At 62.6% G+C, this 24,050-nt stretch carries 25 protein-coding genes and 1 tRNA gene; 23 read left to right on the top strand and 3 right to left on the bottom strand.

What is annotated here, in order from left to right; genetic code table 11:
- Positions 1–71: 71 nt before the first annotated feature.
- A complete protein-coding gene (locus BA022_RS10705) occupies positions 72–344 on the bottom strand; it encodes a hypothetical protein (RefSeq protein WP_088887490.1) in 273 nt (90 codons plus the stop codon).
- 249 nt (positions 345–593) lie between these two features.
- On the opposite strand from BA022_RS10705, the gene rpsO reads away from it, so the two are divergent.
- From rpsO to BA022_RS10595, 22 genes are all read left to right on the top strand, one after another.
- Positions 594–860 (top strand): 30S ribosomal protein S15, encoded by a 267-nt coding sequence (gene rpsO / locus BA022_RS10700; protein ID WP_011804393.1) that lies wholly within the window; start codon positions 594–596, stop codon positions 858–860.
- A gap of 215 nt (positions 861–1,075) precedes the next feature.
- Positions 1,076–3,259 (top strand): polyribonucleotide nucleotidyltransferase, encoded by a 2,184-nt coding sequence (pnp, locus tag BA022_RS10695; RefSeq protein ID WP_088887489.1) that lies wholly within the window; start codon positions 1,076–1,078, stop codon positions 3,257–3,259.
- Between the two features lie 99 nt (positions 3,260–3,358).
- Positions 3,359–4,363, top strand: coding sequence for an NAD(P)H-quinone oxidoreductase (locus tag BA022_RS10690; RefSeq protein WP_015912607.1), 1,005 nt, complete (start codon positions 3,359–3,361; stop codon positions 4,361–4,363).
- Positions 4,351–5,112, top strand: a complete 762-nt coding sequence (tpiA, locus tag BA022_RS10685) for a triose-phosphate isomerase (RefSeq protein WP_418236084.1) — start codon at positions 4,351–4,353, stop codon at positions 5,110–5,112. The genes BA022_RS10690 and tpiA overlap by 13 nt, the downstream gene beginning before the upstream one ends.
- 38 nt (positions 5,113–5,150) lie before the next feature.
- Positions 5,151–5,531: a preprotein translocase subunit SecG gene (gene secG, locus BA022_RS10680; protein WP_015912609.1), complete on the top strand. Its 381-nt coding sequence runs from the start codon at positions 5,151–5,153 to the stop codon at positions 5,529–5,531.
- Between the two features lie 128 nt (positions 5,532–5,659).
- A tRNA-Leu gene (locus BA022_RS10675) sits at positions 5,660–5,744 on the top strand.
- 76 nt (positions 5,745–5,820) lie between these two features.
- Positions 5,821–6,180, top strand: a complete 360-nt coding sequence (locus tag BA022_RS10670; RefSeq protein ID WP_011804398.1) for an NADH-quinone oxidoreductase subunit A — start codon at positions 5,821–5,823, stop codon at positions 6,178–6,180.
- Positions 6,181–6,204: 24 nt separating this feature from the next.
- Positions 6,205–6,684, top strand: a complete 480-nt coding sequence (locus tag BA022_RS10665) for a NuoB/complex I 20 kDa subunit family protein (protein ID WP_011804399.1) — start codon at positions 6,205–6,207, stop codon at positions 6,682–6,684.
- 10 nt (positions 6,685–6,694) lie between these two features.
- Complete coding sequence (locus tag BA022_RS10660) at positions 6,695–7,303, top strand: NADH-quinone oxidoreductase subunit C (RefSeq protein WP_015912611.1); 609 nt, start codon at positions 6,695–6,697, stop codon at positions 7,301–7,303.
- Positions 7,304–7,329: 26 nt separating this feature from the next.
- Positions 7,330–8,583, top strand: a complete 1,254-nt coding sequence (locus BA022_RS10655; protein WP_011804401.1) for an NADH-quinone oxidoreductase subunit D — start codon at positions 7,330–7,332, stop codon at positions 8,581–8,583.
- Positions 8,580–9,071: an NADH-quinone oxidoreductase subunit NuoE gene (gene nuoE, locus BA022_RS10650; protein WP_011804402.1), complete on the top strand. Its 492-nt coding sequence runs from the start codon at positions 8,580–8,582 to the stop codon at positions 9,069–9,071. Before BA022_RS10655 ends, nuoE begins: the two co-directional genes overlap by 4 nt.
- Positions 9,068–10,429 (top strand): NADH-quinone oxidoreductase subunit NuoF, encoded by a 1,362-nt coding sequence (gene nuoF / locus BA022_RS10645; protein ID WP_088887488.1) that lies wholly within the window; start codon positions 9,068–9,070, stop codon positions 10,427–10,429. The genes nuoE and nuoF overlap by 4 nt, the downstream gene beginning before the upstream one ends.
- A 15-nt stretch (positions 10,430–10,444) precedes the next feature.
- The gene (gene nuoG, locus BA022_RS10640) at positions 10,445–12,577 is read left to right on the top strand and encodes an NADH-quinone oxidoreductase subunit NuoG (RefSeq protein WP_088887487.1); all 2,133 of its coding nucleotides are present in this window, start codon (positions 10,445–10,447) and stop codon (positions 12,575–12,577) included.
- A complete protein-coding gene (gene nuoH / locus BA022_RS10635) occupies positions 12,574–13,650 on the top strand; it encodes an NADH-quinone oxidoreductase subunit NuoH (protein ID WP_088887486.1) in 1,077 nt (358 codons plus the stop codon). Before nuoG ends, nuoH begins: the two co-directional genes overlap by 4 nt.
- A gap of 12 nt (positions 13,651–13,662) precedes the next feature.
- Positions 13,663–14,175 (top strand): NADH-quinone oxidoreductase subunit NuoI, encoded by a 513-nt coding sequence (nuoI, locus tag BA022_RS10630; protein WP_015912615.1) that lies wholly within the window; start codon positions 13,663–13,665, stop codon positions 14,173–14,175.
- A gap of 44 nt (positions 14,176–14,219) precedes the next feature.
- The gene (locus BA022_RS10625; protein WP_015912616.1) at positions 14,220–14,885 is read left to right on the top strand and encodes an NADH-quinone oxidoreductase subunit J; all 666 of its coding nucleotides are present in this window, start codon (positions 14,220–14,222) and stop codon (positions 14,883–14,885) included.
- Positions 14,882–15,190, top strand: coding sequence for an NADH-quinone oxidoreductase subunit NuoK (gene nuoK / locus BA022_RS10620; RefSeq protein WP_015912617.1), 309 nt, complete (start codon positions 14,882–14,884; stop codon positions 15,188–15,190). The genes BA022_RS10625 and nuoK overlap by 4 nt, the downstream gene beginning before the upstream one ends.
- 33 nt (positions 15,191–15,223) lie before the next feature.
- A complete protein-coding gene (gene nuoL, locus BA022_RS10615) occupies positions 15,224–17,239 on the top strand; it encodes an NADH-quinone oxidoreductase subunit L (protein ID WP_015912618.1) in 2,016 nt (671 codons plus the stop codon).
- Positions 17,240–17,252: 13 nt separating this feature from the next.
- Positions 17,253–18,728: an NADH-quinone oxidoreductase subunit M gene (locus BA022_RS10610; RefSeq protein ID WP_088887485.1), complete on the top strand. Its 1,476-nt coding sequence runs from the start codon at positions 17,253–17,255 to the stop codon at positions 18,726–18,728.
- A gap of 24 nt (positions 18,729–18,752) precedes the next feature.
- Positions 18,753–20,246 (top strand): NADH-quinone oxidoreductase subunit NuoN, encoded by a 1,494-nt coding sequence (nuoN, locus tag BA022_RS10605; protein ID WP_015912620.1) that lies wholly within the window; start codon positions 18,753–18,755, stop codon positions 20,244–20,246.
- Between the two features lie 18 nt (positions 20,247–20,264).
- On the top strand, positions 20,265–20,588 hold the full coding sequence (locus BA022_RS10600; protein WP_015912621.1) for a DUF2818 family protein: 324 nt from the start codon (positions 20,265–20,267) through the stop codon (positions 20,586–20,588).
- A 12-nt stretch (positions 20,589–20,600) separates the two neighbouring features.
- A complete protein-coding gene (locus BA022_RS10595; RefSeq protein ID WP_187305961.1) occupies positions 20,601–21,062 on the top strand; it encodes a DUF1178 family protein in 462 nt (153 codons plus the stop codon).
- A gap of 51 nt (positions 21,063–21,113) precedes the next feature.
- Here the strand turns inward: BA022_RS10595 and BA022_RS10590 are convergent, their stop codons facing one another.
- Both BA022_RS10590 and BA022_RS10585 read right to left on the bottom strand, forming a co-directional pair.
- Complete coding sequence (locus BA022_RS10590; RefSeq protein WP_088887483.1) at positions 21,114–22,916, bottom strand: ABC transporter transmembrane domain-containing protein; 1,803 nt, start codon at positions 22,914–22,916, stop codon at positions 21,114–21,116.
- 32 nt (positions 22,917–22,948) lie between these two features.
- Positions 22,949–23,317 carry a hypothetical protein gene (locus BA022_RS10585; protein ID WP_088887482.1) on the bottom strand — a complete coding sequence of 123 codons (369 nt, stop codon included), beginning with the start codon at positions 23,315–23,317 and terminating at the stop codon, positions 22,949–22,951.
- A gap of 48 nt (positions 23,318–23,365) precedes the next feature.
- Between BA022_RS10585 and BA022_RS10580 the strand changes: the two genes are divergently transcribed.
- Positions 23,366–24,022, top strand: coding sequence for an ABC transporter ATP-binding protein (locus tag BA022_RS10580; RefSeq protein WP_088887481.1), 657 nt, complete (start codon positions 23,366–23,368; stop codon positions 24,020–24,022).
- Positions 24,023–24,050: the final 28 nt, after the last annotated feature.

Below are 24,050 nucleotides of genomic sequence, written 5' to 3'. Positions count from 1 at the left end.
TCAGCGCATTGTGACGATGGCGTGATTGTAGCGGAGTTTTCGCCCGGTTTTGCGAAATCGCTCGATGTTGCTCACTTGCGTGTGTAGCCCAGGCAGGCGCCTGCGTTGGGCATGCCCTTGCACTCCCGGTAGAGGCGCCGGTCGCGCTCTGCCTGGCTTTCGCCGGAATGGTTCTGCGTGTTCTTGATCCGGATGGCTTTGGACCTCTTCGAAGCGCTGGCTGCCTTCTCGGGTGTGGCTGCGGCATGGCTGTGAAGTGACGCAAATGACAACAAGAGCGCGGCCACGCCGACACCCACTGGCAGGGAAAGAGACCGGCGGACAAACGTATCCATGAAGCGCATAGTGGTCTTTCAAAAAGGGCGTTGCAACGTTTTGCAGTACGGTTTGCATCATGCCCGAAAGCCCGTTGCACAGGGGTTGGACGGCGGCGAAGAAGTGGGGAAAAGCGCAGCGGTATAATCGCAAGGTTTTGCATGGTGCAAGACGCACGCTGTCGACCCCTTCCAGTCGCGGCGCAAGTACAACCAGAGCCATAGGCAGTTGGTGCAGCAATGCGACTGCCTGCTTGGGCTCTTCTATCAAGGAAAAACATGATCGCATCATCCGTCAAGGCCGAAGTCGTCAAGGCCAATGCCCGTTCCGCCAACGATACGGGCAGCCCGGAAGTCCAGGTGGCATTGCTCACCGCCCGCATCAACGAGTTGACTCCTCACTTCAAGCAGCATGCCAAGGACCATCATGGCCGCCGTGGTCTGCTGCGCATGGTGAGCCGTCGTCGCAAGCTGCTGGACTACCTCAAGGCCAAGGACGCCGACCGTTATACGGCACTGATCGCCAAGCTGGGCCTGCGCAAGTAAGCGCGCCGGCATGCCGAGACGCCTGGGTTAGCTCTGTCTAGCTCAGGCGTTTTTTACTTCGGAGACGCAACTGCAGAGCGAAGCTGTGTCATTCCAGGGGCCTTGCCTTCCGATGGGCAGGGCAGGGTCGCTGGAATGGCATCGTGTTCTGAATTGCGCTCCAAGCCTTGCTGGTACAGCGTTGCCAGCTATTATTTTGAGAGCAAGGAGTCATTATGAGCATTTTTAACAAGGTCACCAAGTCGTTCCAGTGGGGTGACAAGACCGTTGTCATGGAAACGGGTGAGATCGCCCGCCAGGCCTCAGGCGCCGTGCTGGTGAACATTGACGACACCGTAGTGCTCGCTACCGTGGTGGGGTCCAAGCAGGCCAAGCCTGGCCAGGACTTCTTCCCGCTGACGGTGGACTACATCGAGAAGACCTACGCCGCCGGCAAGATCCCCGGCAGCTTCTTCAAGCGCGAGGCCAAGCCCAGCGAGTTGGAGACGCTGACCAGCCGCCTGATCGATCGACCGATCCGCCCGCTGTTCCCCGAGGGCTTCTACAACGAGGTGCATGTGGTCATCCACACCATCTCGCTCAACCCCGAAGTGGACGCTGACATCGCCGCCATGATCGCCGTGAGCGCAGCGCTGTCCGTTTCCGGTATTCCGTTCAATGGCCCCATCGGCGCCGCACGCGTGGGCTACGTCAATGGCGAATACGTGCTGAACCCCGGGCAGACTGCGCGCAAGAGCTCGCAGTTGGACCTGGTGGTGGCGGGCACCGAGGCCGCTGTGCTGATGGTGGAGTCCGAAGCGCAGCAGCTGTCCGAAGAGATCATGCTGGGCGCCGTGGTGTTCGGCCACGAGCAGGGCAAGGTGGCGATCAACGCCATCCATGAGCTGGTGCGCGACGCTGGCAAGCCCGTGTGGGACTGGCAGCCGCCTGCCAAGGACGAGACTTTCATTGCCAAGGTCACGGCCCTGGCAGAGGACAAGCTGCGCGCGGCTTACCAGATCCGCAGCAAGCAGGCCCGCACCCAGGCCTTGCGCGAGGCATCGGCCTCGGTGCTGGAATCGCTGAAGGGCGAGGGCGTGGAGTTCGACGCCGTGAAGGTCGAGGCCCTGCTGTTCGACATCGAAGCCAAGATCGTGCGCAGCCAGATCCTGGCCGGCGAGCCCCGCATCGACGGCCGCGACACGCGCACCGTGCGCCCCATCGAGATCCGCAACTCCGTGCTGCCGCGCACCCACGGCTCCGCCCTGTTCACGCGTGGCGAGACCCAGGCGCTGGTGGTGTCCACGCTGGGCACCGAGCGCGATGCGCAGCGCATCGACGCACTGGCCGGCGAGTTCGAAGACCGTTTCATCTTCCACTACAACATGCCTCCCTTCGCCACGGGTGAAGTGGGCCGCATGGGCTCGACCAAGCGCCGCGAAATCGGCCACGGCCGCCTGGCCAAGCGCGCCCTGGTGGCTTGCCTGCCGAGCAAGGACGAGTTCCCCTACACCATCCGTGTGGTGTCGGAGATCACCGAATCCAATGGCTCCTCGTCCATGGCATCGGTCTGCGGCGGCTGCCTGTCGCTGATGGATGCCGGCGTGCCCATGAAGGCGCACGTGGCCGGTATCGCCATGGGCCTGATCAAGGAAGACAACCGCTTCGCCGTGCTGACCGACATCCTGGGCGATGAGGACCACCTGGGCGACATGGACTTCAAGGTGGCTGGTACGACCAACGGCATCACCGCCCTGCAGATGGACATCAAGATCCAGGGCATCACCAAGGAAATCATGCAGGTCGCCCTGGCGCAGGCCAAGGAAGCACGTATGCACATCCTGGGCAAGATGCAGGAAGCCATGGGTGAAGCCAAGACCGAGATCTCATCCTTCGCGCCCAAGCTCTACACGATGAAGATCAACCCCGAGAAGATCCGCGACGTGATCGGCAAGGGCGGCGCCACCATCCGTGCCCTGACGGACGAGACCGGCTGCCAGATCAACATCGAGGAAGACGGCACCATCACCATCGCAGCCACCGAGGCTGCCAAGGCTGATGAAGCCAAGCGCCGCATCGAAGAGATCACGGCTGAGGTTGAAGTGGGCAAGATCTACGAAGGCCCTGTCACCAAGATCCTGGACTTCGGCGCGTTGATCAACCTGCTGCCCGGCAAGGACGGCCTGCTGCACATCAGCCAGATCGCCCACGAGCGTGTGGAAAAGGTGGGCGACTACCTGCAGGAAGGTCAGATCGTGAAGGTCAAGGTGCTGGAGACCGACGACAAGGGCCGCGTCAAGCTGTCCATGAAGGCGCTGGCTGACCGCCCCGCCGGCGACAGCGGCCGTCCCGCCCCTGCGGAGCGGGGCGAGCGTCGTGAGCGCCGTGATGGCGGTGCTTCCGAGCAACAGCAGCAGTAAGCCGGGGGTGTTCCTTCGGGAATACCTGTTTGCTATTGAAATGAGAGCTGCTAACGCCCGATGGACGGGCGCTAGCGGCTCAAATGATTCAAAACTGCCATGAATGACGTGATGCAGGCCGTAGAGATTGCGGCGTTTGGCCCGCCTGAGGGGCTGCGTCTCGCCGAGCGCCCGGTGCCGCAGCCGGGAGACGGCGAGTTGTTGATCCGCGTGGCGGCCAGCGGGGTGAACCGCCCCGACGTGCTGCAGCGCAAGGGCAACTACGCGCCACCCGCGGGCGTCTCCGATCTGCCGGGGCTGGAAGTGGCGGGCGTTGTCGAGTCCGGCGATGCCGCCGCCATGGCGCAGGCGGGCCTTCGCGTGGGCGACCGGGTGTGCGCTTTGGTTGCGGGCGGCGGTTATGCGCAGTGGTGCGTCGCGCCTGTTGCGCAATGCCTGCCGGTGCCGCAGGGCTTGAGCGACGTGGAGGCGGCCTCGCTGCCGGAAACCTTCTTTACCGTCTGGAGCAATGTGTTCGACCGCGGCCGCCTGCAGGCGGGAGAGGTCCTGCTGGTGCAGGGCGGCAGTAGCGGCATTGGCGTTACGGCTATTCAGTTGGCGCGTGCACGCGGCGCCACGGTCATCGTCACGGCGGGTTCGGACGAAAAGTGCGCAGCCTGCCTGGCGCTGGGTGCGCACCACGCGATCAACTACAAGACGCAGGATTTCGTGGCCGAGGCGCGGCGCCTTACCGATGGGCGCGGCGTGGACGTAGTGCTGGACATGGTGGCCGGCTCCTACGTGGCGCGCGAGGTTGAGTGCCTGGCCGAGGACGGCCGCGTGGTCATCATCGCGGTGCAGGGCGGGCTGGATGCGCAGTTCAATGCGGGGCTGGTGCTGCGCAGGCGGCTGACCATCACGGGCTCCACGCTGAGGCCGCGTCCCGTGGCGTTCAAGGGCGCCATTGCGCAGGCATTGCGTGAGCATGTCTGGCCGCTGCTGGCGTCGGGCGCGGTGAAGCCGGTCATCCACAGCACCTTCCCGGCCGCGCAGGCCGCGCAGGCGCATGCGCTGATGGAATCCAACCAGCACGTGGGCAAGATTGTTTTGACATGGACGACATGACACAGAAAAAGAAACTCATTGCCGGCAACTGGAAGATGAACGGCAGCCTGCAGGCCAATGCGGCGCTGTTGCAGGCGCTACGCGACGGCTTGGGTGTGCCCGGCTGTGGCGTGGCGGTGGCCGTGCCGGCGCCCTACCTGGCGCAGGTGCAGGCCTTGGTCGCGGGCAGCGAAATCGCTCTGGCCGCCCAGGATGTGTCGCAGCATGAAAGGGGCGCGTTCACCGGCGAGGTCTCTGTGAGTATGTTGCGCGACTTTGGTGCACGCTACGCGCTTGTGGGGCACTCCGAGCGTCGCCAATACCATGGCGAAACCGATGCCGTGGTCGCGGCCAAGGCCCAGCGGGCGCTCTCGGGCGGCGTCACGCCGATCGTATGCGTGGGGGAAACCCTGGCGGAGCGCGAGGCGGGCCAGACCGAGACCGTCGTCAAGCGCCAACTGGCGGCTGTGATCCATGCCGTGGGGCACTGCGTGAGCGAGATCGTGGTGGCCTACGAGCCTGTCTGGGCCATCGGCACCGGTCGCACGGCAACGCCAGAGCAGGCGCAGCAGGTGCATGCGGTACTGCGCGCTCAGCTCGCCGCCGCGACCGAGAGCGCGGATCGCGTGCTCATCCTGTATGGCGGCAGCATGAATGCTGCCAACGCAGCCGAACTGCTGGCGCAGCCGGATATCGATGGGGGCCTGGTGGGCGGTGCGTCGCTCAAGGCCGCGGATTTCTTGAAAATTATCGCTGCAGCGCATAGCTGACAAGCGCTGGTAGCTATTAAATTAGGAGTGATGGGATTATGGGACTGGTTGTGAACGTGATTCTGGCGGTGCAGATGCTGACCGCCCTCGGGATGATTGGGTTGATCCTGATCCAGCACGGTAAGGGTGCGGACATGGGGGCAGCCTTCGGTAGTGGCAGTTCCGGCAGCTTGTTTGGGGCCAGCGGCAGCGCCAACTTCCTTTCGCGCACCACGGCGGTCCTGGCGACGGTGTTCTTCGTGGCAACCCTGGCATTGGCATACTTTGGCAACCAGCGTCCGGTGAGCACTGGTAGTGTTCTGGAGACGCCCGCAGCCGCTGTCCCCGCCTCGACGGCGCCTGCGGTCGATGCCTCTGCGGCGGCCCCAGCGCCGGCGGTGGAGCCTGCCTCCGGCGCCGCTCAGATCCCGACCAAGTGAACGTTTGAGGCGTCGCAAAAAAACGCCTCATCCGTTTGTGACAGGGTTTTTCCGGGGTAGAATCCCGGATTGTCTGGAAAGCCAAAACCGTTATTTCCGGTCCTCATGCCATCCAGATGCATACAGCAGCCGTCGTGGTGAAATTGGTAGACACGCTATCTTGAGGGGGTAGTGGCGAAAGCTGTGCGAGTTCGAGTCTCGCCGACGGCACCAATCACAAGAAGCCGCCTCCCTGGTCCGCGTTGCGGGGCATGCGAGGCGGTTTTTCAGCGGTGAGCACATCTGCCAGATGAACCTCGATCAATACCTCCCTGTCCTATTGTTCATTCTGGTCGGCATCGGTGTCGGTGTGGTGCCGCTTCTTCTGGGCTATGTGCTTGGCCCCAATCGCCCGGATCCGGCGAAAAACTCCCCTTATGAGTGCGGCTTCGAGGCATTTGAAGACGCGCGTATGAAGTTCGACGTGCGCTACTACCTGGTGGCCATCCTCTTCATTCTGTTCGACCTGGAAATTGCCTTCCTCTTCCCTTGGGCGGTGACTCTGCAAGAGGTGGGGGTGACGGGGTTTGTCGCTGTGCTGGTTTTCCTGGCCATCCTCGTGGTGGGCTTTGCCTACGAATGGAAAAAAGGCGCCCTCAACTGGGAATGAGCCGCCGCTCAAAGGAATGACGCAATGATTGAAGGTGTGATGAAGGAAGGCTTCATCACCACGAGTTATGACTCCGTGGTGAACTGGGCCAAGACCGGATCCCTTTGGCCCATGACCTTCGGACTGGCCTGCTGCGCTGTCGAGATGATGCATGCTGCCGCCGCACGTTATGACCTGGGGCGTTTTGGCGCGGAAGTGTTCCGGGCGAGCCCGCGACAGTCGGACCTGATGATCGTGGCCGGCACGCTGTGCAACAAGATGGCGCCCGCTCTGCGCAAGGTGTACGACCAAATGGCCGAGCCGCGCTGGGTCATCTCCATGGGCTCTTGTGCCAACGGCGGGGGTTACTACCACTACAGCTATTCGGTGGTGCGTGGCTGTGATCGCATCGTCCCTGTGGATGTGTATGTTCCCGGCTGTCCTCCGACGGCCGAGGCGCTGATCTACGGGATCATTCAGCTGCAGCAGAAGATCCGCCGCACCCACACCATTGCGCGCGCCTGAAGGGACGAAGATGACTGCTATTGCCATTCACCCCGAGAGCCTGCGGGACGTGGTTGCCTCCGCTCTGGGTGACCGCGTGCGCCAGATCTCGGTGGCGCTGGATGAGGTGACCGTGGTGGTGTCCGCTGCGCGCTATCTCGAAGCCATGCAAATCCTGCGCGATGCGCCCGATTGCAAGTTCGAGCAATTGATTGATCTGTGCGGCGTCGACTATTCTGCCTATGGCGCCACGGGCTCGGAAGGACCGCGCTACGCCGTGGTTTCCCATTTGCTGTCCGTTTCCCTCAACCAGCGGTTGCGCGTGAAGGTGTTCTGCTCCGACGACGACTTCCCCATCGTCGCCTCGGTTACCGACATCTGGAACTCGGCCAACTGGTTTGAGCGCGAGGCATTCGATCTGTTCGGCATCGTGTTTGATGGGCACAACGATCTGCGCCGCATCCTGACCGATTACGGATTCATCGGCCACCCGTTCCGCAAGGATTTCCCCTTGTCCGGCCATGTCGAGATGCGCTATGACGCCGACCAGCGTCGCGTGATCTATGAGCCCGTGACCATCGAGCCGCGCGAAGTGACGCCGCGCATCATCCGCGAAGACAAGTACGGAGGCCTGCACTGAGGCGGCATGCCGCTTGGTGATCGACCATGGCTGAAATCAAGAACTACTCCCTGAACTTCGGACCGCAGCACCCGGCAGCACACGGCGTGCTGCGCTTGGTGCTGGAACTGGATGGCGAGGTCGTACAACGGGCCGACCCGCACATCGGGCTGCTGCACCGTGCCACCGAAAAGCTGGCAGAGCACAAGACCTATATCCAGTCCTTGCCCTACATGGACCGTCTCGATTACGTGTCCATGATGTGCAACGAGCAGGCCTACTGCTTGGCCATCGAGAAGATGCTGGGCATCGAGGTGCCGCTGCGCGCGAAGTACATCCGAACGATGTTCGGCGAAATCACGCGCCTGCTGAACCACCTGATGTGGCTGGGTTCGCACGGCAACGACTGCGGCAGCTCCACGATCCTCATCTATACCTTCCGTGAGCGGGAGGACTTGTTCGACATGTACGAGGCCGTTTCTGGCGCTCGCATGCACGCGGCCTACTTCCGTCCGGGAGGCGTGTACCGGGACCTGCCGGACAGCATGGCCCAGTACAAGGTCAGCAAGATCAAGAACGCCAAGGCTATCGAGGAGCTCAACCGTAACCGCCAGGGTTCGCTGCTGGATTTCATCGACGATTTCACGCAGCGCTTCCCCAAGTGCGTAGACGAGTATGAGACCCTGCTGACAGACAACCGGATCTGGAAGCAGCGTACGGTGGGTATCGGCGTGGTGCCGGCTGAGCGCGCGTTGAACCTGGGCATGACCGGCCCGATGCTGCGCGGCTCGGGCATTGCATGGGACCTGCGCAAGAAGCAGCCGTATGACGCTTATGACCGTGTGGACTTCGATGTGCCGGTCGGGGTGACGGGCGATAGCTATGACCGCTATCTCGTTCGCGTGCAAGAGATGCGCGAGTCCAATCGCATCATCAAGCAGTGCGTCGATTGGCTCAGGGCCAACCCCGGCCCCGTCATCACGGACAACCACAAGATCGCGCCGCCCTCACGCGAGGCCATGAAGTCCAACATGGAAGAGCTGATCCACCATTTCAAGCTCTTCACGGAAGGCTTCCGCGTGCCGGCCGGCGAGGCTTACGCGGCCGTTGAGCACCCCAAGGGGGAGTTCGGTATCTACATGGTGAGCGACGGTGCGAACAAGCCCTACCGCCTGAAGATCCGCGCACCCGGGTTCGCGCATCTGGCCACACTCGACGAAATGGCGCGGGGCCACATGCTGGCCGACGCCGTGGCCATCATCGGCACCATGGATATCGTGTTCGGAGAGATTGACCGATGATTACCGAAGCGACCAAGCAACGTTTTGCCCGCGAAGTGGCGAAATACCCCGCAGACCAGAAGCAGTCGGCGGTCATGGCGTGCCTGTCCATCGTCCAGCAGGAACAGGGCTGGGTCAGCGCCGAGAGCGAGGCCGTGATCGCCGAGTACCTGGGCATGCCCCAGATCGCCGTGCACGAGGTCACCACGTTCTACAACATGTACAACCAGCAGCCGGTGGGCAAGTACAAGCTGGCCGTCTGCACCAACCTGCCATGTCAGCTGCGCCGTGGGCAGGATGCGCTGCACCACCTTGAGAAGAAGCTGGGCATTTCCATGGGCGAAACCACCGCCGATGGCCTTTTCACCTTGCAGCAATGCGAATGCCTGGGGGCCTGCGCTGACGCGCCCGTGATGCTGGTCAATGACCGCAACATGTGCAGTTTCATGGACGACGACAAGCTCGACCAGATGGTGGATGGCCTGCGCGCTGCGGAGGGCAAACAATGACCACGGCTGCACAAGTGCTGTCGCAGTTTCAGGCGACGGGCGTACAGACCTGCTTCCATGACCGCCATATCAATCCGCAGATCTATGCGGGCTTGAACGGCAGCAACTGGAGCCTCAAGGATTACGAGGCCCGGGGAGGCTACCAGGCCCTGCGCAAGCTGCTGGGCAAGGATGGTGGTGAAGGCCTGACCCAGGACCAGGTGATCGCCACCATGAAGGAATCCGGTCTGCGCGGCCGTGGTGGTGCGGGCTTCCCGACTGGCCTGAAGTGGAGCTTCATGCCGCGTCAGTTCCCTGGCCAGAAATACTTGGTCTGCAATTCCGACGAGGGGGAGCCGGGCACGTGCAAGGATCGCGACATCCTGATGTACAACCCGCACATCGTGATCGAGGGCATGATCATCGCGGCCTACGCGATGGGCATCTCTGTGGGCTACAACTACATCCACGGCGAGATCTTCCAGGTCTACGAGCGCTTTGAAGCGGCGCTGGAAGAGGCGCGCGCTGCAGGCTATCTGGGTGACAACATCCTGGGCAGCAGCTTCAGCTTCCAACTGCATGCGCACCATGGCTTTGGGGCGTATATCTGCGGTGAGGAAACCGCGTTGCTGGAATCGCTGGAAGGCAAGAAGGGCCAGCCGCGCTTCAAGCCGCCATTCCCGGCCAGCTTTGGCCTGTACGGCAAACCCACCACGATCAACAACACCGAGACGTTCGCTGCGGTGCCGTGGATCATCCGCAATGGCGGCCAGGCATACCTCGAGTGTGGCAAGCCCAACAACGGTGGCACCAAGATCTTCTCGGTGTCCGGCGACGTAGAGCGTCCAGGCAACTATGAAGTGCCCTTGGGCACGCCATTTGCCAAGCTGCTGGAACTGGCGGGTGGCGTGCGCAAGGGTCGCCAGCTCAAGGCGGTGATTCCGGGCGGTTCTTCCGCTCCCGTGTTGCCGGCGTCCATCATCATGGAATGCACGATGGACTACGACTCCATCGCCAAGGCCGGCTCCATGCTGGGCTCGGGCGCCGTGATCGTGATGGACGATTCCCGCAACATGGTGGAGAGCCTGCTGCGCCTGTCGTATTTCTACGCGCATGAATCCTGCGGTCAGTGCACACCCTGCCGCGAAGGCACGGGCTGGATGTGGCGCGTGATCAATCGTATCCAGCACCAAGCCGGGCGGGAGAGCGATCTGGACCTGCTCAATTCCGTCGCGGACAACATTCAGGGCCGGACCATCTGCGCGCTGGGCGATGCGGCAGCCATGCCGGTGCGCGCCATGCTCAAGCATTTCCGTCCGGAGTTTGAAGCGCTGATCCGAAACGCCCACCCATCGGGTTCCACCCCGGCCAGCGCCTGAACGCGAGTACAGCATATGGTTGAAATCGAACTGGACGGGAAGAAGGTAGAAGTCACCGAAGGCTGCATGGTGATGCATGCGGCCGAGAAGGTGGGTACCTACATTCCCCATTTCTGCTACCACAAGAAGCTTTCCATTGCCGCCAATTGCCGCATGTGCCTGGTGGAGGTGGAGAAGGCCCCCAAACCCCTGCCAGCATGCGCCACACCCGTGACGCAGGGCATGATCGTGCGCACCAAGAGCGACAAGGCGATCAAGGCCCAGCAATCGGTGATGGAGTTCCTGCTCATCAATCACCCGCTGGACTGCCCCATCTGCGACCAGGGCGGCGAATGCCAGTTGCAGGATCTGGCCGTAGGTTATGGCGGCGATTCCTCGCGCTACGGCGAGGAAAAGCGCGTGGTGGCGCACAAGGACGTGGGCCCACTGATCTCCATGGAAGAGATGACCCGCTGCATCCATTGCACGCGTTGCGTTCGTTTCGGCCAGGAAATCGCGGGCGTGATGGAACTCGGCATGGTGAACCGCGGCGAGCATTCGGAGATCACGACCGTGATCGGCGATACCGTCGACTCGGAACTGTCGGGCAACATGATCGACCTGTGCCCGGTGGGGGCGCTGACCAGCAAGCCCTTCCGCTACAGCGCCCGCACGTGGGAACTTTCTCGCCGCAAATCCGTGAGTCCGCACGACTCCACGGGCGCCAATCTCATTGTGCAGGTCAAGAACCACAAGGTCATGCGCGTCGTCCCGTTCGAGAACGAGGATGTCAACGAGTGCTGGATTGCTGACCGCGACCGTTTTTCCTATGAGGCATTGAATTCCCCCGACCGCCTGACACGTCCCATGCTCAAGCAGGGCGGGGAGTGGAAGGAAGTCGATTGGCAGACAGCCCTGGAATATGTGGCCAACGGTCTGCGGTGCGTCAAAACCGAGCACGGCGCCCAGAGCATCGGAGCGCTGGTAAGCCCGCACAGCACAGTAGAAGAGTTGTTCCTGGCCGGCGCGCTGGTGCGCGGGTTGGGTAGCGACAACATCGACCACCGTCTGCGCCATGCGGAGTTCGGCAAGGCCGAAGGTGTGCGCTGGCTGGGGACGTCCATCGCATCCCTGAGCACGCTGCAGTCCGTGTTGGTCGTTGGCTCGAATCTGCGCAAGGACCATCCCTTGTTTGCACAGCGAATTCGGCAGGCAGCGCGCCATGGGTGTGCGGTAAGCGCTATTAATTCAGTAGCAAATGATTGGGCTATTCCGAATGTCCGCACCAAGCTGGCCCCAGCGGCCGGCTGGAGCACGGCGCTGGCGGAAGTCGCAGCCGCCATCGCTGCAGAAAAGGGTGTGGCTGCCCCCGTGCAAGGGGCTGCCACCAGCGAAGACGCCCGGGCCATTGCCGCTGCATTGCTGACGGGGGAGCGCAAAGCCATTCTGCTGGGCAATGGTGCTGCCCATCATGCCCAAGCGTCCAGCCTGCTGGCGCTGGCGCAGTGGATTGGCGCGCAGACCGGAGCGACGGTGGGTTACCTGACGGAGGCCGCCAATACGGTCGGTGCGCAGTTCGTCGGTGCGCAACCCCAAGAGGGCGGGCTGAACGCTGCACAAATGCTGGATGGCCGCCTGAAGGCAGCCCTGCTGCTGAATGTGGAGCCTGAGCACGACTCCGCCTTGGGTGCTGCAGCGGCTCAAGCTTTGGCGCAGACCGACATGGTCGTCACGCTGAGCCCGTTCAAGACCAACCTCGAGTTCAGCGACGTGCTGCTGCCGATAGCTCCGTTCTCCGAGACCTCAGGCAGTTTCGTCAACGCCGAAGGGCGCCTGCAGAGCTTCCATGCCGTGGTCAAGCCGGCCGGCGAGGCGCGTCCTGCGTGGAAGGTATTGCGCGTGCTGGGCAATCTGCTCGGGCTGGAAGGCATGGACTACGAGACGTCCCAGGACGTGCTGGTCCGTGCGACCGGCAAGCCCGCAGGTGAGTGCACGCTGCTGCCGGCGGAGCGCCTGAGCAACGCCACATCGGCCGAGCCGAAGCTGGGCGGCGAGTGTGCTGAACCCGTCGTGGCAGCCATCTATCAGCTCGACAGCCTGGTGCGCCGCGCACCGTCGCTGCAACTGACTGCCGACGCGCGCGCGGCACGTGAAGGAGTCGCCGCATGATCGATGCAATCTACAACGGCGGCCTCAATCTGGTTGCCGCCGGATGGTGGACCGGGGTGGCTTGGCCCGTACTCTGGATCCTGATCAAGATCGTCTGCATCGTGGGCCCCCTGATGGGTGCCGTGGCCTACCTGACGCTGTGGGAGCGCAAGCTGCTGGGCTTCATGCAGGTGCGCATGGGCCCCAACCGCGTGGGTCCCTTTGGTTTGCTGCAACCTCTGGCTGACGGTCTGAAATTGCTCTCGAAGGAGTTGATCCAGCCCACGGCCGCGGCCAAGGGCTTGTTCTACCTCGGCCCGGTCATGGCCATCATGCCTGCCCTGGCGGCCTGGGTGGCGATTCCCTTCGGACCCGATGTAGCGCTTGCCAACGTCAATGCGGGTCTGTTGCTGATCATGGCCATCACCTCCATCGAGGTCTACGGCGTGATCATTGCGGGGTGGGCGTCCAACTCCAAGTACGCCTTTCTGGGCGCGCTGCGTGCGTCTGCGCAGATGGTGAGCTACGAAATTGCCATGGGTTTCTGCTTCCTGGTCGTCATCATGGTATCGGGCAGCATGAACCTGACCGAGATCGTGCTGGGCCAAGGGCAGGGCACGATGGCGGCCATGGGCCTGAACTTCCTGTCGTGGAATTGGCTGCCCCTGCTGCCCATCTTCTTGGTCTACCTGATCTCGGGCGTGGCCGAAGTGAACCGCCACCCGTTTGACGTGGTGGAAGGTGAGGCGGAAATCGTCGCCGGTCACATGGTCGAGTATTCAGGCATGGGTTTCGCCATCTTCTTCCTGGCCGAATACGCCAGCATGTGGCTGGTTTCCATCCTGGCGGTGGTGATGTTCCTGGGCGGCTGGCTGCCGCCGATCGAAGCCCTGGGCTTCGTTCCGGGCTGGATCTGGCTGGGCATCAAGACGTTCCTGGTGGTATCCATGTTCATCTGGATTCGCGCCACGTTCCCGCGCTTCCGCTATGACCAGATCATGCGTCTGGGTTGGAAGATTTTTATTCCGGTCACGCTGGTATGGCTGTTGATCGTGGGCGCCTGGTTGCTGTCGCCCTGGAACATCTGGAAATAAGCGGGGACATCCATGGCTGCTGTTGCTGCTCCTGCATCCTTTTCAATCAAGGATTTCTTCAAGAGCTTCATGCTCTGGGAACTGGCGAAGGGCATGGCCCTGACCGGTCGCTATACCTTCCGTCGCAAGGTCACTGTGCAGTTCCCCGAGGAGAAGACACCGTTGTCGCCGCGCTTTCGCGGCCTGCACGCGCTGCGCCGTTATGACAACGGCGAAGAGCGCTGCATTGCCTGCAAGCTGTGCGAAGCGGTGTGCCCGGCGCTGGCGATCACCATCGAGTCCGACGTGCGTGAGGACGGTTCGCGCCGTACCACCCGTTATGACATCGACCTGACCAAGTGCATTTTTTGTGGCTTTTGCGAAGAGAGCTGCCCGGTGGATTCCATTGTGGAAACGCAGATCTTCGAATACCACGGCGAGAAGCGCGGTGATCTGTACTTCACCAAGGACATGCTGCTGGCCGTGGGCGACCGCTACGAGCCCGAGATCGCAGCCGCCAAGGCGGCGGACGCCAAGTACCGTTGATCGGGTTGCCTCACCGCACCTGACTTTTTGAAAAGACCCGATTCATGGACGCCAAAACCGGTTTCTTCTACTTGTTCTCGGTAGTGCTGCTGTACGCGGCCTTCCGGGTCATAACGGCGCGCAACCCCGTGCATGCCGTGCTGCATCTGATTCTTGCCTTCTCGCAGGCCGCCGGCGTGTGGTTTCTGCTGAAGGCGGAATTCCTCGCCATCACGCTGGTGCTCGTCTACCTGGGCGCCGTGATGGTGCTGTTCCTCTTTGTCGTGATGATGCTGGACATCCGCATCGATACCGTGCGACGCGGTTTCTGGAAGCACTTTCCTTTGGCGGCATTCATCGGTGCCCTGGTGGCATTCGAGATGGCCGCTGTGCTCATGACTGGTTTTCGTGGCATCGAAGAGCCCAAGGCCGTCGAAGTGCTGGTGAATGCTGCGGGGCAGGTGGTGCCTTACTCGAACACCAAAGCCTTGGGCAAACTGCTCTACACAGAGTACCTGTACCCCGTTGAGGTGGCTGCGGTGATCCTGCTGGTGGCCATGATTGCAGCCATCGCCCTGACCTTGCGCCAGCGCAAGGACTCCAAGGCCATTGACCCTTCGGAGCAGGTGCGCGTGCGTGCCCGTGATCGCCTTGTCATGGTCCAGTTGCCCGTCACGCAGCAGGCCGCCGCGCCAGCAGTCCCCGAGTCCGCAGAGGAGAAGAAGCAATGACATTGACTCTGGGCCACTTTCTCTCGCTGGGCGCCATGCTGTTCGCCCTGGCGGTGATTGGCATCTTCCTGAACCGTAAGAACCTCATCGTCCTGCTCATGGCGATCGAGCTGATGCTGCTCGCGGTCAACATCAACTTCGTGGCGTTTTCTCATTACCTGGGCGATATGCACGGTCAGGTATTCGTGTTCTTCATCCTCACGGTGGCGGCTGCTGAGTCCGCCATTGGCCTGGCCATCCTGGTGCTGCTGTTCCGTAACAAGACCAGCATTGATGCGGAAGATCTCAACACCCTCAAGGGTTGATGGGTCGCCCCGGTACTTGCAAGGTTCTCAAGAATGAGTCAAACCCTTTCTGCTTCGACGCTGCTGGCGGTGCCCCTGGCGCCGCTCGTCGGCTCCGTGCTTGCGGGCATCTTTGGCACGGCCTTCGGCGGCAACTGGTTCGGTCGCCGTGCTTCCCATTCGCTCACCATCCTGGGGGTGTTGGTCGCCTTCGTGCTCTCGGCGATGACGCTCAAGAGCGTGGCTGTGGATGGCGCCCGTTTCAACGAGACCATCTATACATGGATGGTGGTGGGCGGTCTGAAGATGGAGGTGGGCTTCCTCATCGACAGCCTCACCGCCATGATGATGTGCGTGGTGACCTTCGTCTCCTTGATGGTGCACATCTACACCATCGGCTACATGGAGGAGGACGAAGGCTATAACCGTTTCTTCGCCTACATCTCGCTGTTCACGTTCTCCATGCTCATGCTTGTCATGAGCAACAACCTGCTGCAACTGTTCTTTGGCTGGGAGGCGGTGGGCTTGGTGTCCTACCTGTTGATCGGCTTCTGGTTCAACAAGCAGTCGGCGATCTTCGCCAACATGAAGGCCTTCCTGGTCAACCGCGTCGGCGACTTCGGCTTCATCCTTGGCATTGGCTTGATCGCTGCCTACGCGGGCACCTTCAACTACAGCGAGATCTTCGCCAAGTCGGGCGAACTGGGCGCGATTGGCTTCCCCGGCACCGACTGGATGCTGATCACCGTGATCTGCATCTGCCTGTTCATCGGCGCGATGGGCAAGTCTGCTCAGTTCCCGCTGCACGTGTGGCTGCCCGATTCGATGGAAGGCCCGACACCGATTTCGGCGCTGATTCACGCGGCCACCATGGTGACGGCCGGCATTTTCATGGTGTCGCGCATGTCGCCGCTGTTTGAGTTGTCGGATACCGCGCTGAACTTCATTCTGGTGATCGGCGCGATCACCGCACTGTTCATGGGTTTCTTGGGCATCATCCAGAACGACATCAAGCGGGTGGTGGCGTATTCCACGCTGTCGCAGCTGGGTTACATGACCGTCGCCCTGGGCGCATCGGCCTATTCGGTGGCCGTCTTCCACCTGATGACGCATGCGTTCTTCAAGGCCTTGCTGTTCCTGGGCGCCGGCTCGGTGATCATGGGCATGCACCACAACCAGGATATCCGCTGGATGGGAGGCGTACGCAAGTACATGCCCATCACTTGGATTACCTCTCTGTTGGGATCTCTGGCCCTGATCGGCACGCCGCTGTTCTCAGGCTTCTATTCCAAGGACAGCATCATCGAGGCGGTGCATGCCAGCACGCTGCCGGCTGCGGGCTTCGCCCATTTCGCCGTGCTGGCCGGCGTGTTCGTGACGGCGTTCTACTCCTTCCGTATGTATTTTCTTGTGTTTCACGGCAAGGAACGCTACGACCAAAATCCCGATGCGCACCACGGCGACCACCATGGCCACGATGACCATCATGAGCCGCATGAGTCCCCGTGGGTGGTGACCGTGCCGCTGATTCTGTTGGCCATTCCCTCCGTGCTGATCGGCTTCATGACCATCCAGCCGATGCTGTTTGGCGATTTCTTCAAGGACGTGATCTTCGTGGACGCCGCCAAGCACCCCGCGATGGCGGAACTGGCGGAGATCTTCCACGGTCCGTTGGCCATGGCTCTGCACGGCCTGCAGACGGCACCGTTCTGGCTGGCACTGGCTGGCGTCGCGATGGCGTACTACATGTACATGGTCAACCCGGCGCTGCCCGCGGCCATCAAGCGTATGTTCCAGCCGATCTATACCTTGTTCGAAAACAAGTACTACCTCGACTGGATCAACGAGAACATCATCGCGCGTGGTGCCCGCGGCTTGGGCATTGCCCTGTGGAAGGGCGGCGACCAAGGCGTGATCGACGGGGCCCTCGTGAACGGCTCGTGGAAGCTCGTGGGACGTATCGCAGGCCTGGTGCGCTGGCTCCAGTCGGGCTATGTCTACCACTATGCGCTGGTGATGATCCTGGGTGTGTTCGCGCTCATGACTTATTTCGTCTGGCTCAACAAGTAGGAGAAAAAAGAAAATGGGTTTGTTGAGTCTTGCCATCTGGGTGCCCATTGCTTTCGGCACCCTTCTGCTGGCCTTGGGGCGCGACGAGCATGCACGCATGGTCCGCTGGCTGGCGCTCATCGGCGCGCTGCTGGGTTTGGCCGTCACGCTCCCGCTCATGGGCGGCTTCGACAACGGCAGCGCGGCTGCACAGTTTGTCGAAAAGTCCATGTGGATCGAGCGCTTCAACGTCTACTACCACCTGGGTGTGGACGGCATCGCTTTCTGGTTCGTGCCGCTGACGGCGTTCATCACCGTCATCGTCGTGATTGCCTCCTGGGAATCGATCACCGAGCGGGTGAATCAGTACATGGGCGCGTTCCTGATCCTTTCGGGTCTGATGGTCGGCGTCTTCAGCGCCATGGACGGCATGCTGTTCTACGTGTTCTTCGAGGCCACGCTGATCCCGATGTACCTGATCATCGGTATCTGGGGCGGGCCGAACAAGATTTACGCGGCGTTCAAGTTTTTCCTGTACACGCTGCTGGGCTCGCTGCTCACGCTGATTGCGTTCATCTACCTGTACAACCAGTCCGGCGGCAGCTTTGACATCGCTACGTGGCACAAGCTGCCCCTGTCGGCGACCGCGCAGACCCTGCTGTTCTTCGCCTTCTTCGCGGCATTTGCCGTGAAGGTGCCAATGTGGCCGGTGCATACCTGGCTGCCCGATGTGCACGTGGAAGCGCCCACGGGCGGCTCCGCAGTGCTGGCCGCCATCATGCTGAAGCTGGGCGCGTATGGCTTCTTGCGCTTCTCGCTGCCGATCGCGCCGGACGCGTCGCACGAATGGGCCTGGCTGATGATCACGTTGTCGCTGGTGGCTGTGATCTACGTGGGGCTGGTGGCCATGGTGCAAAAGGACATGAAGAAACTCGTGGCCTACTCGTCGGTTGCGCACATGGGCTTTGTCACGCTGGGCTTCTTCGTCTTCAATGACATGGGTGTCTCGGGTGGCCTGGTCCAGATGATTGCGCACGGCTTCGTGTCCGGCGCCATGTTCCTGTGCATTGGCGTGCTGTACGACCGCGTGCATTCGCGCGAGATCGCTTCCTATGGCGGCGTGGTCAACACCATGCCCAAGTTCGCGGCCTTTGCGCTGCTGTTCACCATGGCCAATTGCGGGCTGCCGGCTACGGCGGGCTTCGTCGGTGAATGGATGGTCATCATCGCCGCCGTGAAGTTCGACTTTTGGGTCGGCCTTGGCGCGGCGTTGGCGTTGATCCTGGGCGCCAGCTATTCGCTGTGGATGTACAAGCGCGTCTATCTGGGCCCCGTCACGAACGACAACGTGCGCGGCCTGACGGATATTGGCGGACGGGAATTCCTTGTGCTGGGATTGCTGGCGATTGCCGTGCTGTACATGGGCGTCTATCCCAAGCCCTTCACGGACGTGATGGATGTGTCCGTGGCAGAGTTGCTCAAGCATGTGGCGCAATCCAAGCTCAACTGACCAGACTGAACCGAGAGATACGAGATGATTGACAACATCAGCTGGCTGGCGATTTATCCCGAGATCGTGCTGCTGGTCATGGCTTGCGTGATTGCCCTGGTGGATCTGGGCGTCAGCAGCGCGCGCCGCACGGGAACCTACGTGCTCACCATGCTCACCCTGGCGGTGGTGGCGGCGCTCCAGGCCATGTACGCGAGCAGTGGCAACACCTTCTATGCCTGGGGCAACATGGTGGTCAGCGATGCCATGGGCAATTGGCTCAAGTGCTTCGCGACCGTGGCCGTGATGGTCCTGCTCGTTTATGGCCGTCCCTATGCCGCGGACCGCGACATGTTGCGTGGTGGTGAGTTGTTCACGCTGACCATGCTCGCTCTGCTGGGGATGTTTGTGCTGATCTCGGCCAACAACTTCCTGCTGATCTATCTGGGCCTGGAACTGCTCACTCTCTCCAGCTATGCCCTGGTGGCCCTGCGGCGCGACAACACCACGGCCACCGAGGCCGCGATGAAGTATTTCGTATTGGGTGCTATGGCCAGCGGCTTCCTGCTGTATGGCCTGTCCATGCTCTACGGCGCCACCGGTTCGCTGGACATCGGCCAGGTATTCAAGGCCATCAACGCGGGGCAGATCCGTCACCAGGTACTGGTGTTCGGTCTGGTGTTCGTGGTCGCCGGGCTGGCTTTCAAGATGGGCGTGGTTCCGTTCCATATGTGGGTGCCTGACGTGTACCAGGGCGCGCCCACGGCCGTGACGCTGTTCATCGGTAGCGCCCCCAAGCTGGCCGCGTTCGCCATGACCATCCGCCTGCTGGTGGACGGCCTGTTGCCGCTGGCCATCGACTGGCAGCAGATGCTCGCGGTACTGGCCATCGGGTCGCTGCTGGTGGGTAACCTGGCTGCGATCATGCAGACCAATCTCAAGCGCATGCTGGCGTACTCGACGATCTCGCAGATGGCATTCGTGCTACTGGGCCTGATGTCGGGTGTGGTGCATGGCAACGTGGACGCCACCGCTGTGGAGAACGCCTACAGCTCCGCCATGTTCTACGTGGTGACCTATGTGCTCACCACGTTGGCGGCCTTCGGTGTGATCCTGCTGTTGGCGCGCGAAGGTTTTGAAAGCGAAGAAATTTCCGACCTGGCCGGTCTGAACCAGCGCAGCCCGCTGTACGCAGGCGTGATGGCCGTGTGTCTGTTCTCGATGGCCGGCATTCCGCCGCTGGTCGGTTTCTATGCCAAGCTGGCCGTGCTGCAAGCGCTGGTCGCGTCCGGGCAGGTACTGCACATCGCCTTGGCGGTATTCGCCGTCATGATGTCGTTGATCGGCGCGTTCTACTACCTGCGCGTGGTGAAGGTGATGTACTTCGACGCACCATTGACTGCTACCAGCGTGTCCGCACCGTTGGACGTGCGTGTGGTGCTGACCATCAATGGCGCTCTGGTCCTGGTCCTGGGACTGCTGCCGGGTGGGCTGATGGCCCTGTGCGCCGACGCCATCGTGCGCGCCCTCGCCACCTGACCGGGCGCCGCGGCTGCCATGACCCAGACGGGGGCCATCTGGCTGGTAATTTTGGCCGCCCTTGTGGCGGCCAATCTCCCTTTCATCAATGACCGGTGGCTGGTCGTCGGCGCGCGCGCCCGGGAAGGCAAACCCTTCTTCGTCCGCGCGCTGGAATTGGTGTTGCTGTACTTCCTGGTCGGTGGTCTGGCGTTGGCGCTCGAAAAACGGGCGGGGCAGATTGCGCCCCAGGGCTGGGAGTTCTACGCGGTCACCGGGGCGCTGTTCGTGACGCTGGCATTTCCGGGGTTCGTCTACCGCTACCTGATGCGTCGCCGCGACCGCAGTGCCGCCGAGGACTGATGAGGGTTGGCCTTGAAAGTACTCGACCTGCTGTGTTCGCTCGACCACACGTTTGAAGGCTGGTTTGCGAGTGAGGGCGACTTTCACAGCCAGCAGGCCCGTGGCCTGGTGCAGTGTCCGATGTGCGGAGACTCGCAGGTGCGCAAGGGGGTCAGCGCTCCCCGGTTGAACCTGAGCACTGGGGCCTGCACATCACGGGAAGCCGCTGCGATGGCTCCCGCTCCCGTTCCGCCAGAAGGGGTATCTGCCGCCTTTCAGGCTGCATGGCTTGCCATGGCGCGCCGGGTCATGGCGCAGACCGAGGACGTGGGAGACCGCTTCGCATCCGAGGCACGCCGCATGCACTACGGCGAGACGGAAGAGCGCGGCATACGCGGCCAAGCGACGCCTCAGGAAACCGCCGAGCTGCTGGATGAGGGCATTGCAGTGCTGCCGCTGGCGTTGCCGCAGGCAGCGAAAGAGCCTCTGCACTAGGGTTCTGGCTTTGGCTGGCTCTAGCGCGTCGGCGCCGCCCCCAATGACCCTTCAACGCGAGAACTGCAGCGCTGCCAGGCGGGCATAGACGCCGCCCTGATGCAGCAAGTCCTCGTGCCGCCCCTGCTCGACCATGCTTCCATGGTCCATGACCACAATGCGGTCCGCATGCTGGACGGTGGCCAGCCGGTGGGCGATGACCAGGGTAATACGTTGGCGGGAATGCTGGCGAAGCGCGGTGTCCAGCGCAAGCTGCACGGCACGCTCGCTGTGCGCGTCCAGGGCGCTTGTGGCCTCGTCCAGGAGCAGTACGGGGGCGTTCTTCAGCAGCGCGCGGGCTATGGCAATGCGCTGGCGTTGGCCTCCTGAGAGGCGCACGCCATGCTCGCCGAGAAAGGTGTCGTACCCCTGCGGCAGCGCGTCGATGAATTCATGGGCAAATGCGGCGCGTGCCGCTGCTTCCACCGCGTGCCGGCTCGCCTGCGGATCGCCATAGCGGATATTGTCCAGGGCCGATGCGGAAAAAATCTCGGCGTCTTGCGGAACCACGCCAATGTGGCTTCGCAGCACCTGCGGGTCCATGTCGCGCAAATCCACGCCACCCAACGTGATGCGGCCCTCGCTCACGTCGTAGAAGCGTTGCAGCAATTGAAAGACGGTGGACTTGCCGGCGCCGCTGCTGCCCACCAACGCAACGGTTTCTCCTGGCAGCAGGCGCAGGTCGAAGTGGCGCAGCGCGGGTGGCACGGGGCGCGAGGGATAGGAGAAGCCTACGCCCGTGAACTCGATCGAAAGGTCTGTGGCCCGCGGCATGGCGGGCCGGGATGGTGCGGCAAGCGTGGGGCGTGTTGCGAGCAGTTCCATCAGCCGCTCCATCGCACCCGCGGCGCGCAACAGGTCGCCATAGACCTCGCCCAGCACGGCTACGGCACCCGCGAGAAACATCGCATAGAGAATGGTCTGCCCCAGTTGCCCGGCCGAGAGCGTCCCTGCAAGGACCGCCTGGGCCCCGAGATACAACCCCCACAGCAACAGCGCGGCGCTGGCAATGATGATGAAGGCCATCAGCGCTGCACGGGCGCCGCTGCGGCGCAGGGCTGCGCGCAGCGCACTCTCCGTAGCCGCCGCGAAGCGGGCGGCCTCGCGCGCTTCTGCGGTGTAGCTTTGCACCACGGGAATGGCGCCCAACACCTCTGCGGCGATGGCGCTGGCATCTGCCACGCGGTCCTGGCTTGCGCGTGACAGACGCCGAACACGCCGTCCGATCCACATCGACGGCAGCACGATGGCGACGATGGCCCCGAAGGCGAGCGCCATCACGTAGGGTGTGCTCCAGATCAGCATGCCCAGCGCCCCGGCGCCCAGCACGGCATTGCGCAGCCCCATGGACAGCGATGAGCCCACGACGGTCTGCACCAGTGTCGTGTCGGCCGTGAGGCGCGACAGCACTTCCCCCGTTTGCGTGGTTTCAAAGAACTCCGGGCTCTGCCGCAGCACGTGTGCGTAGACGGCGTTGCGCAGATCTGCCGTGACGCGTTCGCCCAGCCAGCTCATGAGGTAGTAGCGTGCGGCCGACGCCAATCCAAGTGCCACGGCGACCGCGAACAGCACCGCAAAGTGCGTGCGCAACGCGGGTGCGCCGACGCCTTTTCCCCCGGGGGTGGCTGCGCTAATCGCGCCATCGATCAATTGACGCAGGGCCGTGGGAAAGGCCAGCGTCGCCAAGGCGGCGAGCAGCAGAAACGCCATCGCGCCAGCGAGGTGTATCCGGTAGGGACGCAGGAACGGCGCCAGTTCCCTCATCAGGTGGCGCATGTCCTGGGGTCTTTTCTGGGCGTTGGTCGTCCTTGCCATGCGCCCCAGTGTAGGGCGGAAGAGTCGCTGGGTTACGCGGCGCCGAAGCGGTCCACGAACGCCGCTGCAAAGGCCGGGCCACCACTGAGGGTCAGCGTCAAGGTCACCCACGCCTGGGGCTGGGATTGTGGTCGTGGATGAATTTGCCGTTCGTGGATGTCGAACGCCAGCGCCAGCAAGGGCAACCCGTCGCGCTCGCACTGCAGGTCGTAGTCCCACAGTCCTCCCGTCTCGACCGGGCCCCGCAGTGCGCCGAACTCGGCGTGCGCCCAGTCCAGAAGCGCCGTAATCTCCGCCAGCAGTTCGGGCAGGCGATCCGTGGGCACGCTGGCCATAGCATCCCAGGTGCCCGTGCCTTCCTCATCCTCGCTGTAGTCAAAATCCAGAAAATGCAAAGTCATGCGACAACCCAGCCCTGTGATGCGGGCGCTGTTTCTTCAGGAGACGTCATGCTGAAGTGCCCCGAGCCTATTGCATCCCCGCCCGCGTTGCGGGCCGAGGGAATCTGCTTCGGCTTTGCGCAACGGCCCTTGTTCCAGCATTGGAGCGCGGATTTTCCCGCAGGCCTGGTGCTGGTGCAGGGTGGGGACGGGGCGGGCAAGACCAGCCTGTTGCGCCTGATGGCCGGAGAGTGGGCGCCGCAGGCCGGGCGGATGCTGCTGCATGGCACGAGCGCGACGCAGCAGCCTGCGCAATACCGGGCACAGGTCTTTTGGCGCGACCCGCGCGCGCCGTGGCCGCAGGCGATGACGGCGCAGGACTGGGCCGCCGGGCTGCGCACGGTCCATGCGCGCTGGTCCGAGGAGGACTGGCACGCCCACGTCGTGGGCTGGGGCATTGCCGGGCATTTGCACAAGGCCATGCACCAGCTTTCCGCAGGCAGCCAGCGCAAGGTGCTGATGGCCGGCGCACTGGCCAGCGGCGCCCCACTGACATTGCTGGATGAGCCGCTGTCCGGCCTGGACAAGGCGTCCATCACCTACCTGCTGCAGGCGCTGCAGCGGGAGGCAAGTGCACCCCGCACCTCTGGGCGCGTGTTGGTGGTGGCGCATTACGATGCGTTGGGCGATCTGCCCTGGCGCCACCGGGTGGTACTGCCGGAATAAACTGGCGCACCTTTTCCCGCGCCCGCTG

It is taken from the genome of Diaphorobacter nitroreducens (genome assembly GCF_002214645.1).
Classification (GTDB): Bacteria; Pseudomonadota; Gammaproteobacteria; order Burkholderiales; family Burkholderiaceae_C; genus Diaphorobacter; species Diaphorobacter nitroreducens.
This window is presented reverse-complemented; position numbering and strand designations above follow the sequence as displayed.